23 protein-coding genes and 1 pseudogene are annotated in these 25,132 nt (G+C 70.5%); 11 read left to right on the top strand and 13 right to left on the bottom strand.

The features are described from left to right. Window positions 1-327 precede the first annotated feature (327 nt). On the top strand, window positions 328-1,035 hold the full coding sequence (locus OG386_RS42225; protein ID WP_328792611.1) for a hypothetical protein: 708 nt from the start codon (window positions 328-330) through the stop codon (window positions 1,033-1,035). Window positions 1,036-1,435: 400 nt separating this feature from the next. Here the strand turns inward: OG386_RS42225 and OG386_RS42220 are convergent, their stop codons facing one another. Next, window positions 1,436-1,900 carry a lamin tail domain-containing protein gene (locus tag OG386_RS42220; RefSeq protein ID WP_328786614.1) on the bottom strand — a complete coding sequence of 155 codons (465 nt, stop codon included), beginning with the start codon at window positions 1,898-1,900 and terminating at the stop codon, window positions 1,436-1,438. Between the two features lie 731 nt (window positions 1,901-2,631). Here OG386_RS42220 and OG386_RS42215 point away from each other — a divergent pair. Both OG386_RS42215 and OG386_RS42210 read left to right on the top strand, forming a co-directional pair. Further along, the gene (locus OG386_RS42215) at window positions 2,632-2,907 is read left to right on the top strand and encodes a hypothetical protein (RefSeq protein ID WP_328792610.1); all 276 of its coding nucleotides are present in this window, start codon (window positions 2,632-2,634) and stop codon (window positions 2,905-2,907) included. A 566-nt stretch (window positions 2,908-3,473) separates the two neighbouring features. Continuing rightward, window positions 3,474-3,671: a hypothetical protein gene (locus OG386_RS42210; RefSeq protein ID WP_328792609.1), complete on the top strand. Its 198-nt coding sequence runs from the start codon at window positions 3,474-3,476 to the stop codon at window positions 3,669-3,671. 292 nt (window positions 3,672-3,963) lie between these two features. Here the strand turns inward: OG386_RS42210 and OG386_RS42205 are convergent, their stop codons facing one another. Further along, complete coding sequence (locus OG386_RS42205) at window positions 3,964-5,232, bottom strand: MFS transporter (RefSeq protein WP_328792608.1); 1,269 nt, start codon at window positions 5,230-5,232, stop codon at window positions 3,964-3,966. A 54-nt stretch (window positions 5,233-5,286) separates the two neighbouring features. On the opposite strand from OG386_RS42205, the gene OG386_RS42200 reads away from it, so the two are divergent. Beyond that, window positions 5,287-6,033 (top strand): AraC family transcriptional regulator, encoded by a 747-nt coding sequence (locus tag OG386_RS42200; protein WP_328792607.1) that lies wholly within the window; start codon window positions 5,287-5,289, stop codon window positions 6,031-6,033. Between the two features lie 11 nt (window positions 6,034-6,044). On the opposite strand, the gene OG386_RS42195 is transcribed toward OG386_RS42200, so the two are convergent. Then, the gene (locus OG386_RS42195) at window positions 6,045-6,209 is read right to left on the bottom strand and encodes a hypothetical protein (protein WP_328792606.1); all 165 of its coding nucleotides are present in this window, start codon (window positions 6,207-6,209) and stop codon (window positions 6,045-6,047) included. Between the two features lie 108 nt (window positions 6,210-6,317). Between OG386_RS42195 and OG386_RS42190 the strand changes: the two genes are divergently transcribed. Then, the gene (locus tag OG386_RS42190; protein WP_328792605.1) at window positions 6,318-6,611 is read left to right on the top strand and encodes a DUF1905 domain-containing protein; all 294 of its coding nucleotides are present in this window, start codon (window positions 6,318-6,320) and stop codon (window positions 6,609-6,611) included. Between the two features lie 663 nt (window positions 6,612-7,274). Here the strand turns inward: OG386_RS42190 and OG386_RS42185 are convergent. Further along, window positions 7,275-7,769: a MarR family winged helix-turn-helix transcriptional regulator gene (locus OG386_RS42185; RefSeq protein WP_328792604.1), complete on the bottom strand. Its 495-nt coding sequence runs from the start codon at window positions 7,767-7,769 to the stop codon at window positions 7,275-7,277. 55 nt (window positions 7,770-7,824) lie between these two features. On the opposite strand from OG386_RS42185, the gene OG386_RS42180 reads away from it, so the two are divergent. Continuing rightward, window positions 7,825-9,969 carry an MMPL family transporter gene (locus OG386_RS42180; protein ID WP_405786028.1) on the top strand — a complete coding sequence of 715 codons (2,145 nt, stop codon included), beginning with the start codon at window positions 7,825-7,827 and terminating at the stop codon, window positions 9,967-9,969. 666 nt (window positions 9,970-10,635) lie between these two features. Here the strand turns inward: OG386_RS42180 and OG386_RS42175 are convergent. Then, on the bottom strand, window positions 10,636-11,835 hold the full coding sequence (locus OG386_RS42175) for a DUF4241 domain-containing protein (RefSeq protein ID WP_328792603.1): 1,200 nt from the start codon (window positions 11,833-11,835) through the stop codon (window positions 10,636-10,638). Window positions 11,836-12,113: 278 nt separating this feature from the next. Then, a pseudogene (locus OG386_RS42170) lies at window positions 12,114-12,236 on the bottom strand (HNH endonuclease); the annotation flags it as partial. Between the two features lie 874 nt (window positions 12,237-13,110). Here OG386_RS42170 and OG386_RS42165 point away from each other — a divergent pair. From OG386_RS42165 to OG386_RS42150, 4 genes are all read left to right on the top strand, one after another. Next, the gene (locus OG386_RS42165) at window positions 13,111-13,833 is read left to right on the top strand and encodes a hypothetical protein (RefSeq protein ID WP_328792602.1); all 723 of its coding nucleotides are present in this window, start codon (window positions 13,111-13,113) and stop codon (window positions 13,831-13,833) included. Window positions 13,834-14,038: 205 nt separating this feature from the next. After that, window positions 14,039-15,292: an NAD(P)/FAD-dependent oxidoreductase gene (locus tag OG386_RS42160; RefSeq protein ID WP_328792601.1), complete on the top strand. Its 1,254-nt coding sequence runs from the start codon at window positions 14,039-14,041 to the stop codon at window positions 15,290-15,292. 386 nt (window positions 15,293-15,678) lie between these two features. Next, on the top strand, window positions 15,679-16,329 hold the full coding sequence (locus OG386_RS42155) for a DUF4241 domain-containing protein (protein WP_328792600.1): 651 nt from the start codon (window positions 15,679-15,681) through the stop codon (window positions 16,327-16,329). A 905-nt stretch (window positions 16,330-17,234) separates the two neighbouring features. After that, window positions 17,235-18,755: an MFS transporter gene (locus OG386_RS42150; RefSeq protein ID WP_328792599.1), complete on the top strand. Its 1,521-nt coding sequence runs from the start codon at window positions 17,235-17,237 to the stop codon at window positions 18,753-18,755. A 176-nt stretch (window positions 18,756-18,931) separates the two neighbouring features. Here the strand turns inward: OG386_RS42150 and OG386_RS42145 are convergent, their stop codons facing one another. Then, the gene (locus OG386_RS42145) at window positions 18,932-19,615 is read right to left on the bottom strand and encodes a DUF1963 domain-containing protein (protein ID WP_328792598.1); all 684 of its coding nucleotides are present in this window, start codon (window positions 19,613-19,615) and stop codon (window positions 18,932-18,934) included. 573 nt (window positions 19,616-20,188) lie between these two features. Then, on the bottom strand, window positions 20,189-20,977 hold the full coding sequence (locus OG386_RS42140) for a hypothetical protein (protein ID WP_328792597.1): 789 nt from the start codon (window positions 20,975-20,977) through the stop codon (window positions 20,189-20,191). 466 nt (window positions 20,978-21,443) lie between these two features. On the opposite strand from OG386_RS42140, the gene OG386_RS42135 reads away from it, so the two are divergent. Then, the gene (locus OG386_RS42135; protein WP_328792596.1) at window positions 21,444-21,650 is read left to right on the top strand and encodes a hypothetical protein; all 207 of its coding nucleotides are present in this window, start codon (window positions 21,444-21,446) and stop codon (window positions 21,648-21,650) included. A gap of 129 nt (window positions 21,651-21,779) precedes the next feature. Here OG386_RS42135 and OG386_RS42130 read toward each other — a convergent pair whose 3' ends face one another. From OG386_RS42130 to OG386_RS42110, 5 genes are all read right to left on the bottom strand, one after another. Continuing rightward, complete coding sequence (locus tag OG386_RS42130; protein WP_328792595.1) at window positions 21,780-22,673, bottom strand: hypothetical protein; 894 nt, start codon at window positions 22,671-22,673, stop codon at window positions 21,780-21,782. A gap of 212 nt (window positions 22,674-22,885) precedes the next feature. Beyond that, entirely contained in the window at window positions 22,886-23,155 is a 270-nt protein-coding gene (locus tag OG386_RS42125) for a phage baseplate protein (protein ID WP_328792594.1), read from the bottom strand. Further along, the gene (locus tag OG386_RS42120; protein ID WP_328792593.1) at window positions 23,143-23,862 is read right to left on the bottom strand and encodes a phage baseplate protein; all 720 of its coding nucleotides are present in this window, start codon (window positions 23,860-23,862) and stop codon (window positions 23,143-23,145) included. Before OG386_RS42120 ends, OG386_RS42125 begins: the two co-directional genes overlap by 13 nt. 303 nt (window positions 23,863-24,165) lie before the next feature. Next, complete coding sequence (locus OG386_RS42115) at window positions 24,166-24,468, bottom strand: winged helix-turn-helix domain-containing protein (RefSeq protein WP_328792592.1); 303 nt, start codon at window positions 24,466-24,468, stop codon at window positions 24,166-24,168. Then, entirely contained in the window at window positions 24,468-24,920 is a 453-nt protein-coding gene (locus OG386_RS42110; RefSeq protein ID WP_328792591.1) for a hypothetical protein, read from the bottom strand. Before OG386_RS42110 ends, OG386_RS42115 begins: the two co-directional genes overlap by 1 nt. Window positions 24,921-25,132: the final 212 nt, after the last annotated feature.

Here is a 25,132-nt window from a genome sequence, read left to right as displayed (position 1 = left end):
ACGCTGCGGACACTGAAGATCACGCTCCGTTCCCTCTCCCGGATGCTGCCTCCGGGCGCTGCCCCGTGGCTGCTACCGCCAAGCTGGACGGGTGAGCGGCACAGCGAGGAGATGAGCCGCGGAGGAACGCCTCACCCGCTGCCACACCGCGGTGACGCTCGCCGCTTCTCTCGCCCACTCCGCGCTGTTGCCCGCTCACTGCGCTCAGTCCCCAACCGGTGCACACGGACGCGCTCGGACGGGCGAGACAGGGCTGGAGCTACGTCGAGAGAGGTGAGGCCGAGGCTCACCGACGGGAATCTCATCTGGCGCTCCCGAGCGGGGATCATGGGCGACATGGAACACGTTGCGCCGGTAAGCGTCCTTGCTCTCCGTCCTGTCCTTCCGCATCCGCAGGCGTTCATGAAGGGGGCGGGCATACGTCCGTTGATCGACGGCCGGGACGTGCTGGAGGAGATACATCCGGACGGCGACTCAAGCTGCTACCAGCAGAAGTGGCTCGGTTCATCGGAGACGTGGCCGCTGTGGGCCGCTCGCGAACCCCGCCGTGTCGAACTGTCGAACAACGACTGCGAAACCGGTTGTTGTGGAGGAGTGTTCGTCACCATCCAGCGTCGTGGCGATCACGTCGAGTGGGTGAGCTGGCAAAACACCAACGACATCCGGGTGCCCGTCCCTCCCGAGGTCCGCTTCGACGCCGCGCAGTACGACGCCGAACTGGCCCGGCTCGTAGCTGACCACAGCTGGGAGGAGCCCGTGGACACGGCGGCCCGTCTACTGGCCCGCCGGATCGCCGCAACCGACTGGTACGAGCGGTGGGACTGCCAGCCGTTCGTACACGGCATCTGTGTTCAAGCGCGGGGGGCGTCTGCTGAGGTGGTCATGCACTTCGTCACCGGCCGGCTCGACGAAGGCGGTACGTACCGCCGGCACGTCATGTCCGTGTCCTCGCAAGAGCCAGTCGAGGAACAGGTACGTCGCTTCATCGAGCAGATCACAGCCACCGACCCCCGCGAGAGTGCAAAGGGGCCCTGATGGAACCCCGCGAGCCTCGCGGTCCAGCTCGGTGCGGGGTTTCGTCGATGACCAGGGCATAGACGGCTACCTGCTCGCGGGGCCGGTCGTTGTCCTCCCGCAGGACCGGCTGCCACACCAAGTTGATCGACCATCAACGCATGGACGTACGGCAACTCGCAGTCGCTGAGATCCCGGCAACGGTTGCTTGTGGCGAGAGACCGCCCAGGCACGGCACGGTGACGTGCACCAGCCGCCGGCTCGGCCGACGTCGGCCAGAACCCGATCTCCTGGACAAAGCCGGGCAGGGGGCCTTCCGTTGAGGGCAGCAGTGCGGGCCGTCGCCCGGTGGGGCGACGGCCCGTGCGGTCATGTCCCGCAGGATCCCCGGCTAGGTGTGAGGGCTGCGGGGTGGTGGGGGTTAGCGGCGGCCCCAGGTTTCGGTGTCGACGGTGCGGCCGCGGTCGTCGCGCAGGGTGGCGGTGTCGGCGCGGTTGCCCCAGATGTACTCACGGCGGTCCTGGAAGAGGTCGGTGCGGGTGTCGCGGCCGTTGCCGGTGTGGATGCGGATCGTGGCCCGGCTACCGATGCGGACGTTGTCGAAGCGGTAGCGGTTGCCGTCGCTGTCACGCAACGTCCAACCGCGCAGGTTGATGGCGTCGCGGGTGGTGTTGGTGATCTCCACCCACTCCGCGTTCAGGGACCGGTTCGAGTGGTCGTCACGTCCGGGGCTGTCGGCCTGGACCCGGCTGATCTCCACCCGCGGCCGCTGGTGGAGACGGTCACCATCCGCGGCGGCCGCCGGCAGCGCGACCGCAGAGACGACCGCGCCGGCAGCCACGACCGTGGCGGCGATACGACGAACGGAGGAAGAAGCAGAAGACATGGGTGACGCTCCCTCAAGAACAGTGCCCCACCAGCCGAAACAGCGAGGAGAGGCAGTTGCGGGGGTGGCTCGGAGTGAGCCGTTGGCCACACTCTCGACCCGACACGGGCCCCGCCGCAGCCCCACCGACGCCGGTTACCGGACACGGACATATCCGTCACACTCGCCTGTGTACTGCACGCATTCCCCCCGAACGTGCCCCTGACATTCACTGACCGCTACACCCACCCGCTCTGGGAACCGCACCTACGGCGCGGCGTGCTCCGGCGCACCACCGGGCGCACTCTTCCCCCGCCTCACCCGCCCGGAGTAGTTGATCAAGTAACAACCGTTCTGCGGAATTCTTCGCACTAGCGTTTGCGATTCGCGCATATGGCGCACCTTGCGACCAGACCGACGCCGTCCCACGCAAAGGGACCTTCGGCCAGCTGCGCAGCCACGGCTCACCGCCCGCGACCGGAGCAACTGACGAGTCTGCGAGCCCTAGAGGCAGAGAGACTCCCGGCAGAGTCGATCACGGTCAGTCGCCAGCCGACCCCATCCAGCCCAACGGGGAGCAGACTCTCCGGGGCGTCGACCTGCGGCCCACGCGCGCCGTCGGGCGAAGTCTCTAAACAGCACGCCAGATTCGAGCATTTCTCCCCATATATGACCTGACCGCATGTTAGGGACATAAGCGCAAAGATCCACTAAGCAGGAGGTATGTAACGATGCGTACGACTCTTCTTCGTGTGGCGACCGCGCTGGGCACCGCAGCCATGCTCGCTGCCGTCGGCGCCGGCGCGGCCAGCGCCGACGGCCTGGGCAGCTCGGGCATCGGCAACCATGGCGTCGGCAACGCCGGTGCCTTCAACGACGGCGTAGGAAACGCCGGCGCCTTCAACAATGGCGTCGGAAACGCTGGCATCGCCAACTGGGGGCTGGGCAACGCGGGCATCGCGAACACGGGCGTCGGCAGCCACGGCATCGGCAACTCAGGCATCGGCACCTCCGGCATCGGTAACTGAGACGGCCCGCGGCACCTGCACGACCGAGTGGCACGACGCGCCCAGCCGCCGGCTGGGCGCGTCCGCCCGGGCTGCGCCCCTCATCTGCTGCGGACGCCGGCCCGGCGCACCGCGCCAGATAACAGGCCCGCGAAGACGGCGAACCTGGCAAGCAAGCAGGTAGTGAGGCAGCGGGCACCGACAGGCCGAAAGTGCCCTGCTGGAGTTCACCCCGAGGGCCCCGGCGGTGGCCGGCGACGGGTGACGGGTGACGGGTGACGGGTGACGGGTGACGGGTGACGGCAGCCAGGGTCCTGCTCGTCGAGGGCAGCCCGGCTCGTTCCATGAGGCGCCCTGGGTAGGTTCGTCCATCCTCGAGCCGCAGGAAGGACGGCCCGCCCCAACACGCTCGACCAGGCGTAACTCACCGCACTCGCAGAACTCGGCATCGGCTGGGCCGAACATGACGTGGGAGCCGACTTCGCCGCCGGATTGTGCAGTGGGGTCGCACGAATGCGGGCTCCGTGCTCAGTCCAGGTTACGGAGCAGGTCCTGCTCGCGTTCCTCCTCCCTGCTGTTGAGAATGCGTGGGTGGGGCGGCCGAGGCGCGACTGGAGCACATCGGTGCCAGGGCCCGGCTGTGCCGGAGGAACGCGACGGCAGTCGGCGTGCCGGAGGGCTCGGCGCAGGAGGCCGCCTACCGGGCGAAGCGACGGCGCACCATCGCAGCCGTTCGGGAGTGCTGGCTGGAGGAGGGGCTGCAGTCCCGGTACTGCGGCGTCTGACAGCTGAACTCGGCCCGTACGAGGACCCGGCCGACACCGGTGCTTTCGCCGTGGTCACCCACATGTCGGAGGCCTTCTGCATCCGGCTGGCCTTCGCCTCGAGGTTCCCACGGTGGCACGCCATTGGCGGTGACCTGTCCGATGAAGAGACGGAGAAACGGTTCGAGGGCTTGATCACCTGCCCCCAGCACCCCGCCCCGGACGGCCGGACCCGCCCATGCGAAACCGGGCAATAGCCGCCCCCGGCATCCGCAGCACCCCCACCACCTCCAGCACAGCAACGAAGGCACGGTCATGGTGACTCCGCTTTCTCCGAGGGAGGTTCGACGGAAGGCTCGACGGGGGTGGTGGGGCAGGCCGGCCCAATGGTGGCGGCCGGTTCGGGCAGGCCCCGGAAGGCGAGCCAGCTCAGGGCGGGCATCGCGATGAGGGGGATGAGGGCGGTACGCAGGCTGGTGGCGTCGGCGAGGAGTCCGATGGCCGGTGCGACGATGCCGCCGACGCTGACGGTGAGGCCGAGGGTGATGCCGCCGGCCGTTCCGACGTGGTTGGGCAGGTAGTCCTGGGCGAGGGTGACCTGGAGCGAGAAGGGCACGTAGAGGCCGGCGGAGGCGAGCGCGACGAAGAGGTAGCCGAGCGGGCCGGGGGTCAGGGCGACGCCCGCGACGGCGAGGACGGTCAGGAGGTAGGAGCGGCGGATCACCGTGACCCGGTCCCATCGTTCGGCGAGCCGGCCGCCCAGGACGGTGCCGATGGCGCCGCCGAAGTAGAGGACCACGAGGGCCGCGGTGCCGGCGGTCGGCCCCCACCCGGTGCTCTGGGCCATGTGGAGGGAGATGAAGGTGCTGAGTCCTATGAAGACCACGGAGCGGCAGATCACGCCGAGGGTGAGGCGGAGGAAGGACCGGCGGTCGTCCGTGGCGGGGGTGGGGGCGGGGGTGCGGTGCGCGGTGCCGGAGGTGGTGTCCTGTCCGTGTTGGACGATCCGCAGGGCGGGCAGGCACAGCACGCTGCCGGCGAGCGCGGGCAGCAGGAGCAGCGGGGACATGGTCAGGCCGCCGAAGCCGATGACGAGGGCGACCAGTGCGGGCGAGAACGCGAAGCCGAGGTTGCCGCCGAGGGAGAACCAGCTCATGGCGGTGTGGCCGCCCCTGGAAGCCGTACGTGCGATGCGGGCTGATTCGGGGTGGTAGGCGGCGACTCCGAGGCCCGAGACCGCTACGAAGATCAGGGTCAGGGCGTAGGAGTCGCCGAGGCCGCTGAGCGCGATGCCGAGTCCGCCGACGAGCGTGCTGACGGGGAGCAGCCAGGGCAGGGGCTTGCGGTCGGTGAGGGCGCCGAAGAGGGGTTGGGCCACGGAGGAGAGCAGGGAGGCGGCGAGCACGATGCCGGAGGCGGCGGCGTAGGTGTAGGCCCGTTCGGTGACGAAAAAGGGGACGAGGGCTGCGACGGCGCCCTGGTAGACGTCGACGCATGCGTGTCCGACGGCGAGGAGGGTGATGGCGCGGTTGCGGGGCGGGCGGGTGGAAGTGCGGAGGCTTTGGGGCTTGTTCGTGGGCACCGTGCCATCGTCACGGCCCCGCCTCGTGTCGCACTTCCGATAAACTGCCAATCAATGCGTGGAATCCGCCATGAACCAATCGCGCCGACCCGGGTCCAGTGGATGGCCCCCGGAGCGGACATCGACCCGCACCGGCACGACGACCACCAGATCGTCTACGCGGCCCGGGGCGTCCTCACCGTGACCACCGGACGCGGCACGTGGGTGGCTCCCGCCAACCGGGCCATCTGGGTGCCGGCCGGCACGGTCCACGCGCACCGCGCGCACGGCGCGATCGACCTGCACCTGATCGGCCTCCCGGCCTCCCGCAAGGTACTGGCATCGGACCGGCCCGTGGTCCTCAACGTGGACGGGTTGCTGAGGGAGTTGCTCCTGGCCTACACGCGGGAGCCGGAATCACGGGGCCCCGAGCGCCGGCGCCTGCTCGGCGTCCTCCTCGATCGGCTGGTCCTCTCACCGCAGCAACCCCTGCACCTGCCCTCCCCGACCGAGCCACGGCTGCGCCGGCTCTGCGAGATCCTGACCGCCGACCCCGCCGATGGCCGCACCCTGGACGCGCTGGGGCGGGAGGTGGGGGCGAGCGCGCGTACCCTGACCCGCCTGTTCGCCTCCGACATGAGCATGTCCTTCTCGCAGTGGCGCGCCCAACTGCGCCTGCACCAGGCGCTGATCCTGCTGGCGGAGGGGCAGACGGTGACGGCCGTGGCCCATCGGTGCGGCTGGTCGACGACCGGGGCGTTCATCGACGCGTTCCGCAACGTCTTCGGCCACACGCCGGGCAGACACCGCTCTGCGGCCTGACCCCGGCCGGCTCAGGCGGGATACTCGGCGTCCGCGGCGGTCGGGACCGGGACCGGAGCCGCCGCGAGCAGGGCGAGAAGGTCTGCGTACGAGAGGGAGAAGTGGGTGGGGACCGCCGGGTCGACGACCTCGGGGCGGCCGGTCGCACCCCGCGGCCGGGCTCCGCAGGGAAGCAACCCCGCTCGGGCGGCAAGCCCAACCGACCTCCGAGCAACGGGTGGCCGCCGCGTAGGGTGAGCGGGACCCACACGCCTCCCGCCGCCCTCCCAGGAGAGAACTGCCTCATGCGCATGGTCTTCGCCAGTCAGGTGATCGAGTGGCGTGGTCCCGCGCCCTTCTATTTCGTCCCCGTGCCGGAAGAGCCGTCCGCCGACGTACGGCAGGTGGCTTCGGCGGCCACCTACGGCTGGGGAGTCGTCCCTGTCGAGGCCAGTATCGGCGAAGTCACCTTCGAGACGTCGCTCTTCCCCAGGGAAGGCGGGTACTTGCTGCCCGTCAAGAACGCTGTCCGAACGCCGCTTGGGCTGGGGGCAGGAGACGACGTGACGGTGGAGATGACGGTGCGCCTACCGGGCTGAGCGCTGCCGGTCCCGCCGCGGCGCGGACTGCGCCGAAGCCTCCCCGCGGCGTGTCCGCTTCCCGCGCGGGGCCGGAATTCACCCCCGCGCGCCAGTGTGTTCCTGGCCCTGCACGAGATCGCCCGCGACCGACAGCAGCGCAGGCCCGTCCCGCGTCCTCCCGGCCGCGACGGAACTCCCGGCCGTCATCGGCAACCTGGCCCGCGAGGCCACCTCACCGGCCGTCGGCGCGTTGCTGTCCAACGGGGCCCGGGCGGCCGAGTTCACGGCCTGGCTCCACCGGACGCGGGATCCCCCGCCTGCTTGCTCGGTACCGCACAGGCCGCGGCCCACGGGCCCTGGACGCTTCAGGCACGGGCCCGGGCCGAAACGTTCAGCAGGAAGCCCGCGCGCTGGCGCTGGCCGGCGAGCGGGAGCGGGGCACCGCCACAGAAGGTGCGCCAGAGCCCGAGACGGCGGTCGGCACGACTACGGCACGGCCTTTCGCCACCCATGTCAGCTACGGGTGAGCAGTCACCGTCAGTGGCCACCTCTCCCGAGCGCTGGGCCTGCGCCACTGCCACTCGGATGACGAGGTTCAGCTGACGATCCCCCGCAGACCAACAAATGCTCCGCCCGGGCGGAGGGGGCTCACGGGGGTGTCTGGCGCAGCCGGGAGGGGGTTCATCGCCCCACGAGGGCGAGCTGTCGGTTCATCTCAGCGAGGAAGCGCACCACCACGTGGAGTTCTTCGCCGGTGAAGTCCTTGCGGGCGGCGTCCGTACCGCGAGCCAGTGGGCGGAAGTACTCCCGGGCGACCTGCTTGGCTGCTTCGGCGTAGTGCAGGTGGACCACCCGGCGGTCGTCGACTGCCCGGACGCGGCGGATGTGGCCGGCCTTCTCCAGTCGGTCCAGGCATGCGGTCATGGCGCCGGACGTGAGGTTCATCTGCTTGCGGAGCCGACCCGGAGTCATGGGGCCGGCCTCTTCGCCGTCGGTCGCGTCCAGAACGGCGATGAGGGCCTGGACGTCAGTGAGGTGCAGGCCCTGGGAGTGGGCGAACTCCTGCGCGATGCGATTGAACTCTGCGTTCATCCGGCGCAGCAAGACGGCGAAGGACTGCAACCCGATCGGGTCGTCGGCCGGAAGTGAGGGCAAGGGGCTGTCGGTGTCGCGCATGATCAGATCATATAGTCTCTCGATGATTGACATTCTTTATGAATGACCTAACTTTATGAGCGAGGGGCTCACCTTGAAGAACGCACCGCGCTGGGCCCGCTGGATCGTGCCGCTCGCGCTGTTGATCGTGTGGCTCGGCATCGGCGGGACGCTGGGACCGTACGCGGGGAAGCTGGGCGAGGTCGCCACCAACGACCAGGCGGCATTCCTGCCGCGCAACGCCGAGTCCACACAGGTTCTAGAAGCCCGCAAGGCGTTCGAGACGTCGCCTTCCATCCCGGCCGTCATCATCTGGACGGCGGACGGCAAGGGTGTCAGCGCCGGACAGCAGGAGGCCGCCACGCAGGCGGTCGGCGGTCTCGCCGGCAGGCACGGCATCGCCGCTCCGCCCTCTCCGGCCGTCGTGTCCGGCGACAGCCGGGCACTCCAGGCCGTCGTGCCGCTGGCCACCGACCTGGGCGAGGAGGTCCCGGCAGTCCTGGAAGAGGTACGGCAGGCGGCGCAGCGGGTACCGGGGACCACGGTCCAGATCGCCGGTCCCGCAGCCAGCCAGGCGGACCTGTCCGACGCGTTCGCCGGCATCGACGGACTGCTGCTCGGCGTGGCCCTGGGAGCGGTGCTACTGATCCTGCTCCTGGTCTACCGCAGCGTCCTACTGCCCCTGGTGATCATCATCAGTTCGGTGTTCGCCCTCGGTCTGGCCTGCGCCGTGGTCTACGCTCTGGCCGACCGCGGCGCGGTCCGTGTGGACGGCCAGGTCCAGGGAATCCTGTCCATCCTGGTCATCGGGGCCGCGACCGACTACGCCCTGCTCCTGGCAGCTCGCTTCCGGGAGGAACTCGCCCGGCAGGGCGACCGCGCGAAGGCCGCGGTGGCTGCCGTGCGCCGGTCTGCCGGGGCCATCACCGCCAGCGCGGCCACCGTGGCCCTGGGCCTTCTGGCGCTGCTGGCGAGCGACCTCACGAACAACCGCGCCTTGGGACCGGTCGGTGCCATCGGCATCGTCTGCTCGGTGATCGCCACTCTCACCTTCCTGCCTGCCGCTCTGATGCTGCTGGGCCGGGCCGCCTACTGGCCCGCCACCCCCAAGCCCGCCGATGCCACCGTCGAGGGCCACGGCGTGTGGCGGCGCATCGCCCAGCTGATCGACCACGCGCCGCGGCGCGTGTGGGTATCCACCACACTGCTGCTCGCGGTACTCGCCGGGTTCTCTTCCATGTTGTCGTCCAAGGGCGTGCCGCTGGACGAGATCTTCGTCAACGACGCCCCTTCGGTCAGTGCCCAGCAGACCCTGGCACGGCACTTCCCCGGCGGATCCGGCAATCCCGCCGTCGTCATCACCGATGCCGGCCGCGTCGCGCAAGTGCGCGCTGCGGCCGAGTCCACAGACGGCGTTGACGCCGTCACCCCGGTCACCGCGAGCGGCCGACCGGGCACGGGGGATCCCCTTGTCGTGGACGGCCGGGTGCGGTTGGACGCCACGCTCGAGGCTGCCGCCGACAGCGATGCCGCGAAGGAGACGGTCCAGCGGCTGCGCGAGCGTCTGCACGCGGTCCCGGGGGCCAACGCACTGGTCGGTGGCTACACCGCCCAGCAGTACGACACCCAGCAGACCTCCGCGCGCGACCGCGCCGTGATCGTCCCGGTCGTCCTGGGCATCATCCTGCTGATCCTGATCGTGCTCCTGCGCTCCGTGCTCGTGCCCGTCCTGCTCGTCGCGACCGTCGCCCTCAACTTCCTCGCGACGCTGGGCGTGTCCGCCCTCGTCTTCGAACACCTGCTGGGCTTCAGCGGAACTGACGCCTCCGTCCCGCTCTACGGGTTCGTGTTCCTGGTCGCCCTGGGCGTCGATTACAACATCTTCCTCATGTCCCGCGTCCGCGAGGAAGCCCTTGTCCTGGGCACCCGCCAGGGCGTCCTGCGCGGACTCACCACCACGGGAGGCGTGATCACCTCCGCCGGCGTGGTCCTCGCCGCGACCTTCGCCGCACTGATGGTGATCCCCCTCGCCTTCCTCGTCCAGATCGCCTTCATCGTCGCCTTCGGCGTCCTCCTCGACACCCTCGTCGTGCGCTCACTGCTGGTACCGGCGCTGGTCATCGACATCGGCCCGCGCGCCTGGTGGCCCAGCGCACTCGCCCGGCCAGCCGCACCAGCCGGGCAGCACGACGCGCCAGCACAACGGCAAAGCCGACCCTGACTCTCGGATCTCGGATCTCGGATCTCGCAGAGCGCCGTGACCTGCTCGAAGGCCCTCCCACCCACCGCTCGGGAGCACCTCGGAGGACCCATACCGTCGTCTACGTCACGGCGCCCGGCGGCACTGCCCACGGTGAAGTGAACTGGAGGCTGCCGACCGGGGCGGTGACCAGCGACGTGTGACGGCTACCGGACCTGCCCGCGGTCGACAGCGCCACGGGGCTGGGAGCGGCCGTTGCAGGTGCCGCTCCCCGCAGTCGCCATTGCACCTCTCTTCCGGGTGCGGCCCACCGTTGACGCGCTGATGTGGGTGCGATCCGCACCCGGACAAAGTGCCCGCGTCCGGGTGTGCCGTTGCCGGGTCCGCCCCCGCAGCAGGGTGACGATCGCCTGACGGGCGTACGGGGCATCCGCGCCGCCCTAATTCCTTGACGGTCGCTGCACGGCTCCCTCAGGCCCTTCCGGCTGCGGGTGGCGTCCTCGCCTCGGAGAGCTCCGCCCCTGGCTTCCTTGGTCTGGTGGGTCCTCTCCCCGCACCTGCGGCGGGCCACGCTGAATGCACCGTGGCCCGCCGTGAGCCACCGTGAGCCACCAGGGGCCGCCGAGGGCCGCCGTGGGCCGGCCCCGTTCGCGTGCACGCCGAAGCGAACTCGAGGGCCGAGCTAGCTCACGCCTCGAGGTCCCGCTCAAAGGCTGTCCGTACGTCGACGCAGACGACCTCTCCAGAGGCGGACCGGCCCACCCAAACCGGGTAGACGCCGTCGCCGCCCGTGTAGAAGACCGCCAGGTCCGCGCCCAGGCCGCCGCCGTCGAGGTGCATGCCGGCTGCGGAGCTGGCGAGCTTGTCGGCCTCCGGGGAACCCGGCCGGTGAGCCCGCTCCAGCAAGTCCCGCAGGTCCTGCCAGACCCCGGCGTCGCCGAAGGCGCCCGTTGCCCCGTCCGTGTCGAAGCCAAAGGCTTCTCCGGCACGGAGCTGGAGCGTGTCGTCACCCGGCCCGAGTGCCATCTCCCAGGCCGCCACGGGGGCGTCACAGATCTGCAGCCGGACGGCCGTGACCTCCTTGTAGGGCCCATATCCTCTGTCTGCGACCTCAACCAAGGCCGCCTTCAGCGGGTACGTGCCCGGCGGCACGGCCACCGTGATCCCCGGCACCTCGTCCCAGCTCCGCGGGCAAGCCACCGCCAGCACCCCACTCGGCACGCGCACACTGCCGCACGGGGCCGAATCGAGGACCGTCACCCCGGCCGTGTGGGTGCCGGGCCGGAAGGCCCGGTCGAAGTCGGCGGACGCGAGCAGCCGGGAGGGCTCCCGGCGCCACTCGGACGCCGCGCGGACCAGCTCTGCGGCGACCCAGTCCGGCAGCGTGTCCTCGACCGGGAGCGCCGGCCAGTCGTCGAAGCCGGGGCGGGCCGTCCACAGGTGCTCCTCGGCCACCGCCACTTCCGCCTCCAGGGAGGCACCCCGCATGCCCTCAGGCTGGTGCGAGATACGCGCGGTACCGCCGTCTGAAAGCTCCACCGCCGTCCGAGGGCAGTGCACATCGAACTCCGCCGTCCGCGCGTCCGGGTACCGCCGCACGAGCAGGCGCCGGATCAACAGCCGCCCCTCGTCGGTTCGCAGCCGCAGCTCGGCCTCGGCGGTCCGGCGGCCGTGCTCGTCGTACGCCCAGGAATCCAGGATGCCGGCCTGCCATGCCACCATCCGCACCCCGAGCGGGACTTCGCGACCCGGCACACGGTAGATCACCGCGTACGGAAGGCCAGCGGCATCCCGGGCGCGCGCCTCCGCGGGGGACAGCGCACGACCACCGGTACGGGATGCCGCGTCCCAGGACTCCTCGAAGGTCACGTACGTCGTCTCAGGCATCGGCGGTGGCTCCGTCCCGATCCCGCGCCAGCGCGTACCCCACCTCGTGGACCATTGCCGCTCCCCGTTCCCCGCTCCTGCGCCTCGCCTTGGCTGCGTGCTGACCTGCACGGTAGCCGCCGGCTGTGACAACGGGCCCAGGAGGGTCTCTACGGTCACGGCATCGTTCCCGGCGGCTCTCGGCCAGCCCGGTCCTACGGGGCGGGGTGAACTCCACGTTGGTGCCGCCGCAGCCGGCCGCGATGTCCCACGGCCGGTCCCGCTCCGCCTCGTCTGCCGGGCAGCCACTCGGCCGGGTCCTGGTCGGCCTTGCTCCTGTTCGAACGGGCCGTCACCGCGACCGGGGAGGCCAGCTGACCCCGGTCGTTCGCGTACGCCTCCCGCCGGACCGCCGTCCACGCTTGGCGGTCGGCATGAGCATGCTGAATGCCACGGCCTTTCGCCACCCATGTCAGCGGCAGGTGAGCAGTCACCATCGACCACGACCCTCGGCTCCGCCGCTATGTCGTCGAACCGGGGCGGATAGGCACGGGAGCACTCGCACGGACCCGGGTGGTGCTTCTGTCGGCGAACGGCACGGAGCAGCAGTCGACCGTCAGCGAGGACGGCGCGGTGCTCGCTGACGCGGCCCACGCTCCGTGTGGGTTTCCGACCGGACCGGTCAGGTCGACGTCGGCCTCGTACAGGGGCTGCTGGTCGTCGAGCGCGGTCCGGTCGACCGGGTGCGCAGCCGCCCCGCGCCGGCCGCACGCGCATCCACCGCGCACGCACCGCGCAGGAGAGCGGCCTTCGGGCGGCCGAACCGGCCGTCGTCCGCGTGCCGCTCCGTCGAGAACGGCACGTGCGCGCCGCTGCCCACATCGAAGTGCACCGGCCCCGGCCGGTTCCAGAGCGCCCCACCCGCATACGGGTAGCGGTCGGCTCTTCAACCCGCGCAAGTCGCGAAGTCGGTTGGTTCCCGCCGCGCTTCGGTGGAAATCGGTTCACCCGCCGCGATCCCCGGACCGACTTCAGAGGGCCCTCGCGGCCCACCGTAACGCCCCCGCTGGCCCGAGACCGGACGACTGCGTACGGTGCGGTGCGTCGTGGACGGCTGTTGGCCTGGGCTCGGCGGGCCGCGGAGCGATTCACGGGGCAGCCACACCACCGCGGCCCGCTGCCGGATCTGCTCGATAGTCGCCGGTTTCGGAACATTCGATTCCGGGGATGGTGTCCCATCATCGCCGGAATTGTTCCGTATTGTGACGGCGCCCGACACGACAACTGAGGGAGATCATGGGCTGGAAGAAGGGCAGACGTCGGACGGCTACGCCGGCCGCTCTCGTCGGAGCGGCCGCCCTCGTCCTGGCGGCTCCGCCTTCGGTCGATGCCGAGCCACGGACCGGACCCGCGCCGGCGTTCGAGACCGTAGCCGCACAGCAGGACGCCTCTCCCCCGCCGCCTCCGCCCCGACTCCCCCGCGACTTCCGGGGCAAGGGCAAGTGGATCGTCCGCGACCTGGACATCACGGTGCCGTTCACCTGGGAGGGCAAGGACGGCGACAGCCAGATGACCGCGGGAGGCCCGCAGTACCCGATCTGGTTCACCAACCTCATCTACCACGACACGCTCTACACACTGACGTACAAGTGGCCCGGCTTGAACGAGCATCCCTGCTCACGCATCCCCGGCTTCAACCTGGAGGCACTGAACCAGGGGTTCGAGAACGCCCGGTTCGTCGGGCCGGAGACCCTACGGCGCACCCCGCAGCGACGCGTGAACCACTGGAGGGTGGGCGTGGTCTTCCCGGACCTGCCTCCCGGGAACTATCCGCGCCTGCCGCTCGCACTGGGCGACATCTACGTCGACGAGCACGACCGAGGCACCTTCTGGCAGGTACTGCAGTTCGGCGTCCAGAACCTCTACGACCCCGAGCTGGACGAGTGGCTGGTCATGGACACCTTCGAGCACCGGCCCGGGACCGTGACGCTTCCCCAGCGGTGCGAGCCGCCCCAGTAGCCGGGCCGGCGGCTCAGGCCAACGGCGCCGGCAGGCTCAGCGGCCGCGCCTCGCCGTAGCTCAGTAGCTGCCGCCGCAGTCGGCGTCGAGCGACCGGCCCCGCGGCCAGCGAAGTGCGGCGCGTCCGTCCTCGCTTCGCAGAAGCCGCGCGTAGCCTGGCGACAGCCGCAGCCATCCGAGTCGGGCAAGAAGTGTGAGGGCGTTCATGGCCGAGGCACAGGACGACCGGCACGACGTGGTGGTCATTGGTGCGGGAGCCGCTGGACTGGCATGCGCCTCGGACCTCGCTGCGGCCGGCCTGCGGGTGCGTCTGCTGGAGGCCGAGGACACCGTCGGCGGCCGCATCCGCACCGACCGGGTCGCGGGCTTCACCATCGACCACGGCTTCCAGGTGTTCAACACCAGCTACCCGCAGGTCAGGCGCCGCTTCGACCTGCCCGCTCTCTTCTTGCGGCCGTTCACGCCCGGCGTGCTGGTCCACAGCGACGGCGGGAGGCTTCGACTCGCCGATCCCACGCGGCGCCCACGCGACGGCATCGGTCTCCTCACCGGCGGGCGGGTCAAGCCGCGCGACCTGCTCGCCTTCGGCGCCCTGTCGGCCCACGCCATGCTCGCACCCGCCTCCCGCGTGCGGGCCCGACCCGACGTCACCACCCGCACGGCCCTGGCCGACGCGGGCTTCTCCGAAGACTTCGTCGAAACGTTCTTCCGGCCCTTCCTGTCAGGGGTATTCCTGGAGGACTCCCTGGAGACCTCCGCCCGCTTCTTCCACCTTGTCTGGCGCAGCATGCTGCGCGGCACGCTCTGCCTCCCCCGCGACGGCATCGGCGCCGTCCCGGCTCAACTAGCCGCCGGGCTGCCCCAGAGCATGTTGCGCACCCTGTCGCCGGTCTCCGCGCTGACGCCAACGGGGGTGGCGTGCCGAGACGGGGAAGTGCGGGCACGGGCCGTCGTCGTCGCCACCGGAGCCAACGCCGCGGCACGCCTGCTGCCCGGCCTCGAGCCGCCTGTGGGGCGGACCGTGACGACCCTTTACCACGCGGTCGAACGTTCTCCCCTCACGGAACCCACCCTGCTGGTCGACGCACGCCGCAGGTTCCTGAACACGTGCGTCCTGACCGAGGTCCAGCCCGGCTACTCCCGTGACGGGCGGAGTCTGGTGTCGACCTCCGTGCTCGGTGCCCCCGCCCCGGCGGAAGAGGCCGCCGTGCTCTCCGCACTCGCCGAGGCGTACGGCGTGGACACGGGAACCTGGGAGCCGGTGCACCGCGTGACGGTACGCAACGCCCTGCCCGCCATGCACCCGCCGATGCCGCTCACCCGGACCACCCGCTTCGCACCGGGCCGCTATGTCTGCGGGGACCACCGCGCGACGGGCTCGCTCCAGGGGGCACTCGCCTCGGGGGCGAGGGCGGCCCGCGAGGTGCTCACCGACCTCAGGCCGGCGGGAGCGCCCTGACAGACGCCACGCGTCGCCTGCTCCTGCCCTCCAGCCGGTGGTTCCCGGACCGTCTTGAACGGGCCCAGGACCTCGTTGGATCACAGGTCGCAGGCCGAGGTCACGGCAATCGCGGTCGGAGGCGCTTACGCCCTGCAAGCTCGGACCGGGCGGGTCCGCGCGCATGCGACAACTACCGCGCCCAGCTGCTCACCACCGGCCACGTCCAGTGGAGGCGCCTGGCCGCCCTGTGAGCACGGGATCGGACGTCCCCGGTGTCAGTGGTGCCACGTATGGTTCGGCGACGCCGGTGGTTGATGGAGATGCGGGGGTGCGCGATGGCGTGGGTGGGGAATGCACGACTGGTGGCAGGTCCGCGGGACGCAGGGTTCCTGGAGTCGGTCTTCGTGCCCGGCGCGCGTCTTGGGGTGCGCGCCGACGACCCTGCGACGTTCGTCGAGGTGGTCGAGGTGGAGAAAGTCACCACGATCCGTGTCCCCAGTGGTCGGTTGATCGTCGATTCTCCCTGGTCCGAGGACCGTGGGCGCGAGATCGTGGCCCGCGTTCCCCCGGGCACGTACCGCGTCGAGGCGGCTTGGACGGAGGCGCCGTACGAGCACGGCGGCGAGTACTTCGACGGACGGGAATGTGCCGCCACCCGCTTGTGCGTCAGTGACGACCCGGTGATCGTCTGGGAGGCGGGTGTAGGGGTGAACGACGACATCGGGGATGCGGACGTCGCGGCAGCCGGGTTCCACTCTGACAGCGAGGCCATGGGAGCCATCGCCGACGCCGAGGCCTGGGAAGCGCTGACGGCACCATTCCACCGATTCCGACAGGCCACAGCCTCGTGGGGAACGACGCCCGCCCCCGACCGGGACACCGAGGACCTTAGCGGCGGCTGGTTCGAGAAGAGCAGCAACGAGGGGTGCAAGGCCGACCTCATCGCGTTTGACGTCGCCGAGGGATGGGCCCCGGTCTGGATCGGGCGCACCAGGACCGGCGCCGTGGCCTCGATCCTCGTGCCGGGCCAGATGGCCACCAGCGCCCTGGCCTGAGCACCGAAGTCGTCCGGGCAAGCGCTTGCCTCCCGGTCAGCGTGGAGTGTCGGTGGCCTTGCCACGGGTGGGGCGGCGCATGCTCTCCAGCAGTCCTGCCAGCCGTCGCCGCGTTCCTGGTACTCGTGAAGGCCAACGGGCCGATCGGCGGCGGGTGCTGGTGGGGCGGCCCTGTGGTCTTGCCCCCGGAACTCTCTGGGTGGCCATGCCCCTCACCGCCGCCCAGGCCGCCGTCCGCACCGGCGGATTCCTCACGACTCTGGTTGCCGGGGTGGATCTGGGGCGATCGACGGCCGACTGAATGCAGTACGGCCGGCGCGACGAAAGCCGGCCGGCGAACGCGCCCACCGCGACGGTCCGGGCGAGCACGTCCTGCGTCTCCTGGCCGAAGGAGGCTGCCCGGCCTCCACCGGGGCGCCGTTCGCCGACTCCAGGACACGTTGCGCGGGAGGTGACTCCGTCCGCGCCGACCGGTCATCGTCCGTGCGCCGCACGAGGCGCGTGCGGCCCGCCACAACTGCGGTCAATTCCCGCAGTCTTGTCGGAAGATCACAAGTTCCGCGGTGGCCGGTCGGCTCCGGGTTACGCTCCCGACTCCGGGTTCCTCGACACCTGCGCCATCTGGGCAACCACGCGGAACACCCGGGCCTGCCGTGAGTTCGCCGTCCGCCCGCGGTTGCTCTCGGTGCAAGCCAACCATCATGTCCACGACCTCGCACGGATCGGCCGGCACCTGGAGGACGCCGCCGTGGTCCTGCCGCCCTATGTCACGCCTCCCGCACCGTGCCCCGCTCACCGGCCGTCGGCACGACGCCCGTGGCCGCAGCACCTTCGGTCACCGCCGCGTCCGCGCGACGACGATGGCTCCCTGGTCCAGGCCCTGCCCCCGCCCTGCACTCCCTCTGATGGAAAGCCCTGCCCTGTTGACCCTGGCCGAACACCCGACCACTGCCCCGCCGCTCGCCACGTACGGCGCCGTACTGGGCAGCCGCCACGTCGTCCGCCTGCTCGGCGGCACCCTGATCGGGCGCCTGCCCAACTCCATGGTTCCCGTGGGGCTCGTTCTGTGGATCACCGGCGACGGGGGGTCTCTGGCCTTCGCCGGAATGCTCGCCGCCCTCTACGGGCTGGCGTCCGGGCTGTCCCAGCCGGTCAAGGGCAGGCTGATGGACCGCTACGGTCAAACCCGTGTGTCGACACCGGCGGTGCTGCTCAACGCCGGCTGCCTGTCAGCGCTCCCCTTGATCCGCGCATGCGGGCACCCCGCGGCGGTGACCGCGGTCGTCGGGCTCGCGGGTCTGGTCACACCGCCGCTGGAGGCAGGGCTGCGGGCGCTGTGGCCGACAGTTCTGCCTGACTTCGGGCGGCGCCGCGTCGTACAAGCCCTTGACACCGGCTCGCAGGGACTCCTCTACATCGCTGGCCCCCTGCTCGCCTCGTGGCTGGCGACCACGCACGGGCCCGACACCGCCTTGGCCGCGACCGCCGCCCTCGGGCTGGTGGGCACGACGGTCGTGCTGACCTCCGCACCTTCGCAGACCTGGCGTCCAGCCGCCGGGGTGGCCGAAAGAGGGCGGCTGATGAGCGCCGGCCTGGTCCTGCTGTTCACCGCGCTGGCAGGAACGGGGTTCGCGTTCGGAGCGATGAACGTGTGGGCCGCAGGCATGGCCGGCACCCATGGGCAGGCCATGCTCTGCGGGCTGCTTCCCGCCGTGTTCTCCACCGGCAGCTTCCTGGGCAGCCTGATCTACGCCCGCCGGGCATGGCCCGGTACGACCAAGTCCCAACTCATCGCCACCAGCGCCCTGTTCCTCCTGGGCTGGACGCCACTGCTGGCCCAGCCCGGACCCGGCACGGCCTTCGCCCTCACGGCGATCCCGGGGCTGTTCTTCACCTTGATCATCACGAACGGCTTCCACACCGTGGACGCTCTCGCCTCCGCCTCCCGCAGCACCGAGGGGTACGCCTGGCTGATCCTGTCGGTCGGCACCGGGCAGGCGGCCGGAACCGCGCTCGCCGCATCCCTCGCCGCCCACCCCGACGTTCTCGCCGCGCTCCCCGCCGGCGGCGCCGCCACCGCGCTGACCGTCCTCGTCCTCGCCCGCCGCAAGCTCGGCCCAGACCGTCGCCTCGGCCGCCACCGGCGTCCCCGGCAACAAGGACATCCTCGCCGGACGCCGCCACCGACTCGATGGCGAGCGGCGGCCACGCGCTCCCTGCTCTCGGCATCGACCGGCTTTGAAAGGGCGCTACGCGCCCTGGCCGGTCACGCTCGAGGGAATCGACGTCGCCACAGGCGAGCGCCGCAGAACGCACAACGGCGGCACGAGTTCCCGCTCGGCATCGGACGGTTCGTGGCGGCGTACCACCACTCCATGACCCGCAACGCACGATCACTGCGGCAACAGGCCCCGGTCCGCGAGTGATCAACTGCCGATGCCGGGCGGGGCAAGCGGGGTGGTGCTCATCGTGCTCGGCGCCGGACACGGACGTATGCCGAGCACGCTGGACGGCCCGCCGGGCCGAGTCCGCGCTCGGCGGGCTTGGGCGTAGCCGTAGCGCGACAGCCGGCACGGCATGACCGCCACGTGCGGTACGTCGGTCAGCTTGAGTCGTACCAGTGGGTGAAGGGGCGGTTCGGGCAGGACCGGCATTCGAAGACGTACACCGCACCCCCGCTGCCCAGGTCGAGCCCGGTGGGGTCGAGAGGGACGGCTCGGCGGCCGTCTTCGTCCCGGTCCTCCGCCGGGAGCCACGTGCGCCACGAGGCGCCGTCACTCTCGTGGCTGGTCACGGTGAGCAGGTGGTCCATCGGTCGGCCGCATTGCTTGCAGTCGGTGTCGCCTGGTGCGGTGAACCAGGATGGGTATCCGCCGAGTTTCGTGCCCGGCGCCTCGGCGAGGTGGGTGGCGTACGACAGGAGCGGAGCCGCCTCCTCCAGCCGGTGGAAGTCCTCCTGCCACTTGTCGGTCAGGTCTTCCGGTAGATCCCATGACGGATACTCCGTCACCCGCTCGGGGTGGACCACGCACGGCGCCGGCACATGCCAGTCGTCGGCCTCCGGGTCGGCTGCCGGTGTCGGGAGGACGGCCCGTACGGATGCGGAGTCGCGCCAGAGGACCACGGGCCATGGTGAGGCCGGGGAAAGGTGATTGAACGGGCACCACAGGACTTGCAGAACATCCCTGCCGAGGGGGAAGGGCACCACGCCGCCGGACGGTACGTCCGCGTGGAAGATCTGCACGACCGGCACCATCGGCACCGGCGCGCTGCTCGGCATGCCCATACCGAGGTCCTGGTGCGGCCTCGTGCACGCCGGCCACGCCTCGTCCTCCGGCCACAGCAGGGGACCGCCCACGGAACTCTGCCTGCTCGACGGCGTGCCGCGCCTCGGGTGGAGACGGATGGCTTCCCGAGCCCATGCTGCCAGGCCGGGTACGAGTCCCACCACGTCGACCGGGCGGGTGGGTGTCCGCCGTATCGCTCCACTTGCTGCGGAACGCGAATCCGTCGCCTGCTCATTCACGGGGCACACCCTGCCAGACACCTCTGACAGCACCAAGTGGGCCCTCGATCGGCACCCTTTCGACGCTTCGCGTCCCATGAACCGGCGCAAGGCCGGCGAAGGCAGTCAGCCGGTCCGGGGTCGCGAAGAAGGGGACTCCTGCGGCTGTGGTCAGCACCCTGGCCAGGGCGGTGTTGGCTCTGGACGATGAGATCGCTGACATCGACGTGCAGATCGCAGTCCGTTTCTGCCCCACCTCGAAGACCTTCATGTCGCCCTGGTGACTGTGCGCTTCATAAGGCCTCATACGGCCTCTCGGCCAGACCTCGTCGTTCCCAGGCCGGACGGTCGGGATCAGTGGGCCCAGGGCAGTCGGAGGGCCTCGATTTCCGTGTCGTTCAGGAGGGCCTCGACGAGCGGGGCGGGGCCCGCGACCTTGGTGGCCCAAAGGTCGTAGTCCGTGCAGAGGACCCAGGACCGGTCCTGAGCCCAGAGGTTGGAGGGGGTCCAACCGTCCTCCTCGGGGTGGTCGTACAACGCCTTGGCATCCGCGAGCGTGCCGGCCCGGACGTGCAGGTTGTCGAAGTCCTCGGCCCTCTGCAACAGCGGGTTGTAGTAGGCCAGGCAGCGGGTCTCCGCACCCTGCGGGCTGTGCTCGGTGAGGATGTCGACGAGGCGGTTCCAGTCGGTCCGGTCCAGGCTGCCCTCGGACGGCCCGTCGATGCCGACCGGCCATCCGCTCGGCTCCCGGAGCGAGGGGAAGGAGCGGTAGCAGGGCAGCCGCCCCTCGGGCGCCACGGGATCACCGGTCCGCCGCGAGAGCTCCGCCCAGCGCAGCCGGCGCCAACGCGGGCCGCGGGGCTCGCCCGGCGTCCCCCCGAACACGTCCGCGGGGTCGAGGCCCGGGATGATCTCGGGCCCGCCGCCGTTCAGCACGGCTCGTTGATACGCGACATAGGACATGTCGGTGGGCCCGAGTTCGTGTTCGTACATGGAGTGGAGCACCCAGGCGGCGTCGGGCAGTGCCGGCGGCACGAAGCCGGTGAGCCCGTCATCGTCGGCCAGCTCCCGCAGCCAATCAGTCTCCCCAGCCGCGGTCAGCGGCCACCGGGCGGTCGCCAGAGCAGCGGATGCCTCGTTCATCCGTTCAGGATCCCACCCGCTGCCGCGGCGAGCGCCGGGATCACTTCCCGGCCTCCACCGCGTACCCGGCGCCCTTGACGAACATGATGGGGAATCAGTCACACCGCGTGCGGCCGATGACCGGTGTGGGGCACCGACCGAGATATCGCATATGAATTTCACATTGGATGCGGTGACCACCGTTTAGCTTCCCCGAGGACCTGATCACGCTCGAAAGGGCGTGGCAGCGGACCGAGCAGGTCTTTGCCGAGCTCGCGCGGCCTCCGCCCCGGAGCCGGTACGACCTGCGGCGCCGGCTGATCGCCCTCGCCGGGAGCCTACGCACCCACCCCTACTGGGCGGGCCTGCGCCCGTGGCGTCGAGCTGCGGGCCTCATGTGGAACGCCCATGCTGAGTAGGAGGGCGCCCTCGTCCTGAGATTTGTTCCTCCCCAAGGCCGAACGGAGGCGCCCGAGAGGAGGAAGTCATGCGGGTGCGAAGAATCCTGGGCCTCGCCCTGGCCGCGGCGACCCTAGCCGGCGCGAGCGCCGTCGGTGCTGTCAGCGCCGAAGCCGCCTCGTCTCCGAACATCACCCGGGACGAGTGCACTGCTGCGGGCGGGCAGGTCACGGCACGGCCCTACGCCGGCGAAACCTGCGCGCTGCCTGACGGGACCACACAGCCGATCACGTGATCGGTCTCCCGGTGCCGGCGGGGGGACGGTTCGGCAGAGGAGAGGTTCTTGAATGCCGCGTGTGACGGCAGCGTGCTGCGGCCCGGCCGCGCTCCCCCGCCTGGTCCTGCCCGGTCCCGGGCGGATACTTCACAGGCCGTCGTCGTCCACGATCCGGACGATGACGCGCGCGGGCTCAAGGGCGGTGCGGGGAAGGTCGTAGTTGGCGTCGGCGATCCAACGGGGCCTGCGCGCGGGCAGCTTGCCCGCCTCGCCCACGGGGATGCTGCCGTACAAGCTGATCTCCATCTCACGGAGCAGGGTTCCCCCTTCCTCCAGGACCTCGACGACCAGTCCGGGCAGGCTCACCTCGAAGGGGCACACGTCCTCGAGCGTCGAGTCCTGGTCGCGCCAGTCGTGCGCGGCGAGGTGGGCGGCGAGCAGCTGCTCGGGGGCACCGAACACGGCGCTGCCGGCGAGGTGCACGCGCAGCCGGCTGTCCCACAGGTCGTGCAGGACATTGGCGCTGCTCGTGGTGACCGTGAGCCGTACTGCGCTGGTCTGTGTCGATTCGTCGATCACCTCGACCGGGAGCGCCGAGTGCTTCTCGGGCGCGAGGTCGAAGTCGGACTCGATCTCCTCCACGTCGAGGGCGGTGATCCGCAAGGTGATCTCTTCGGGCGCGAGGGGGCTCTCACGCTCCCACGAGCTGCTCGTCTCGCAGATGCGCCGGGGGCGCTCGGACACCTTCGTCACGGTCTCCATCACAAGCCGCTTGTACAGGGGTGGGGTGGGCGAGCCCGTGCGGCCGATTCCGAGCAGGAGGGCGGGCGCGTAGTCACCGCCGCCGAAGCGGTCGGACCAGTCCTCCCCGAGGAACCGGGCGGTTGCGGAGAGCGCGATCTCCTGGTGGTGCTCCCACTCCCCGTAGGTCGTGGTGATCAGGCGCGCCTCGATCTCGTCGATCCGCCAGCCCAGGTGGGACAACGACCGCTCGTCGACCTCCAGGTCCAACCTCTGCACCGTCTTGTCGTCGTCGCCCACCGCTGTGCCTGCCCTCCCCGCGGAGCCCGCGTTTCACGAACCGGGCCAGGCCCGGCAGAGGGACAATAGCGACTGGTCAGGGCGTCGCGTCGAGGGGGCTCGTACGGCGTCAGGTACGGCGGCGGACGATGGGGACGGCTGCCGGTCGCCGGGGACCTCGGGCCGGGGACCGGTGCCCGGCGGCGGACGACGCGCCGCCGGGCGGACATGACTCAGACCAGCGCGTTCTTGTAGAAGATGCTGGAGCGCCGGTCACCCTCCACGCCGGTGGTGAAGCCGATGAAGAGTCGGGCCTCGCCGGCGTCGGTGCGGTAGATCGCCAGGCCCTCGGGCTCGCGGTGGTGGAGGGTGGAGCCGGCCTTGGTGAGGACGGGGCCCTGCGTCACGGTGCCCGTCTTGATGTCGACGGTGGTGACGTAGGTGTTGCCGTCGCCGGTGGGGGTGCCGTCGCCGGGGTACGCGTCACCCGTCAGGTAGTACATGTACGAGCCGTAGAGGGTGTAGCCCTGTGGGGTGCCGGAGATCGTCGGCGCTTGAAGTCGACCAGCGGGGAGCCGAAGTTGCGCGTCTCGAAGGCGGAGAGCGGGTAGACGGCGATGCGCTTGCCGGCGCTGGTGTGGTATCGAACGATCATGCGCCGGTAGACCGGGTCGACGGAGCAGGTGTACTCGGTGGCCCCGGAGATCGGCCGGTAGGCGGCCGCGGCGGCCGGCGAGTCCAGGGTGGCGTTGGCGGTGTAACGGATGGGGGCGAGCGCGGTGCCGTAGCCGCTGGTGTTCGCGGCGCACTCGATCCACAGCTCGGTGCCGGAACCGCTCGGCAGCGCGGCGAAGGCGACGCCGTGGCCGAAGCCGTTGAGGTGCATGTACGAGAGGTAGTTCCCGTCGAAGTCCATCTTGTTGATGCACAGGTCCCCGTCGGACTCGTCGCTTCCGCTCCGCTTGGTTGCCACGAACAGGAACTTGTTCACCCAGTCGAAGGCAAAACTCTGCTGGACGCGTGCACCGTGCGTGTCCTTGGACCGGAACAGGTCGTACGACGACTCCGTGAGGTCGAACCGCTTGGTCACGGTCACATCAGCCGAAGCGGTCTGAGCGCCGACGCCAAACCCGAGCGCGGCGAGCGAAGCGCCAACACCGGTGCGCATGAGGCCGCGGCGGGAGAGGGAGAAACCAGGGGTACGGTTCATGGGGGCTCCGGGTGCATGGGGGGCGGGGCCACGATGTTCACCGTCGCAGGGGTGGTGTGATCTGCCGGGTCCCGATGGGGAGTTGGGCGTGTGGTTGCCCGGGAGCCGGTCACATCCTGCTGACGGTCTGGCGGCCTCGCGGACACCGCCGCTCCGCCGCATTTGCGTGAGCGGCTGTACCTGCAGTTCCTCAAGGCCGTCCACGGCCCACGAACTCGCGCGCCGTCCGGGAAGTCCGGGCCGTTCGGGCGTCGGGCGCGTCGGTCTTGTCCGCATTGCGCGTCGTCAGGTGCACTTCTGAGGCTATTCCGGGCGGTTGCGCGCTGCCGCCACGATCCGCTCCAGTGCCGAGGCGTGCCGCTGGAATGCCTGGCGCCCGTACGGGGTGAGACGGAGGTGGGTTTGCCGTCCCGTGCGGTTCCGCGTCTTTCGGACCTCGACATATCCGGCGTCTGCCAACGCAGCGGCCTGCTTGGACAGGGCCGAGTCGCTGGTGCCGACCGCGTCCCGGACGAATCCGAACTCCACCCAGTCGGCCGGAGCCAGGAGCGCGACCACCGAGAGTCGCGCCGGGACGTGCAGGAACTCGTCGAAGTCAGGATCCATCAGGCGTGGCCGTTCCTGCGGATGATGGTCCCGACGACCGGGCGCAGCGCGTACGAGGCGACCACGGTGGCAAGGGCGGTGACGGCTGCGGCGAGGGTGTGCCGTGCCGGCAGGCCGAGGAAGTAGGCGCCGATGGCCACCACCCAGAAAAGCACGAGAAGGAGCACTCCTATGGCCGCGTAGAACAGTGCCTCCGAGCCGACGATCTTCCGGCGGACGGGGGCCCTGCGTTGGTGCACGAAGAGGCCTCCCAGGGTCAGAGCGTTCCCGGCCAGGACCGCGGCGGCCTTCCAGGGGCTCGGGAGATCGAAGGACGAGCACACGGCGAACAGGCCCAGCGCCGAAATGATCAGGTAGGGGCGGGAGTGGGCATGGCGAACGTATTCGTCGAGCGTCTGCTCCTGACGGTGATGTATGGCGTTGAGGGCGGTCTGGGCGTCGAAAGCGGTCATGTTGGCGTTCCTGCTCGTCGATCTTCCATGTACTTTCTCATGAGGAAAGTACCACCTTCTTTCCAGAGAGGAAAGAAGGTGGTACTTCGGGCCGCGTCGGAGACGGCAGTGACGAGGGCAGCGCCGCACTACGACGGCCCGCCGCGGGGCCGACTGAGCTGACCGTCCTGTTGCATCGGCGACTGCTCCCCTTACGGGCACGCCGGTCCTGC

This window comes from Streptomyces sp. NBC_00273 (genome assembly GCF_036178145.1).
GTDB lineage: Bacteria > Actinomycetota > Actinomycetes > Streptomycetales > Streptomycetaceae > Streptomyces.
This window is presented reverse-complemented; position numbering and strand designations above follow the sequence as displayed.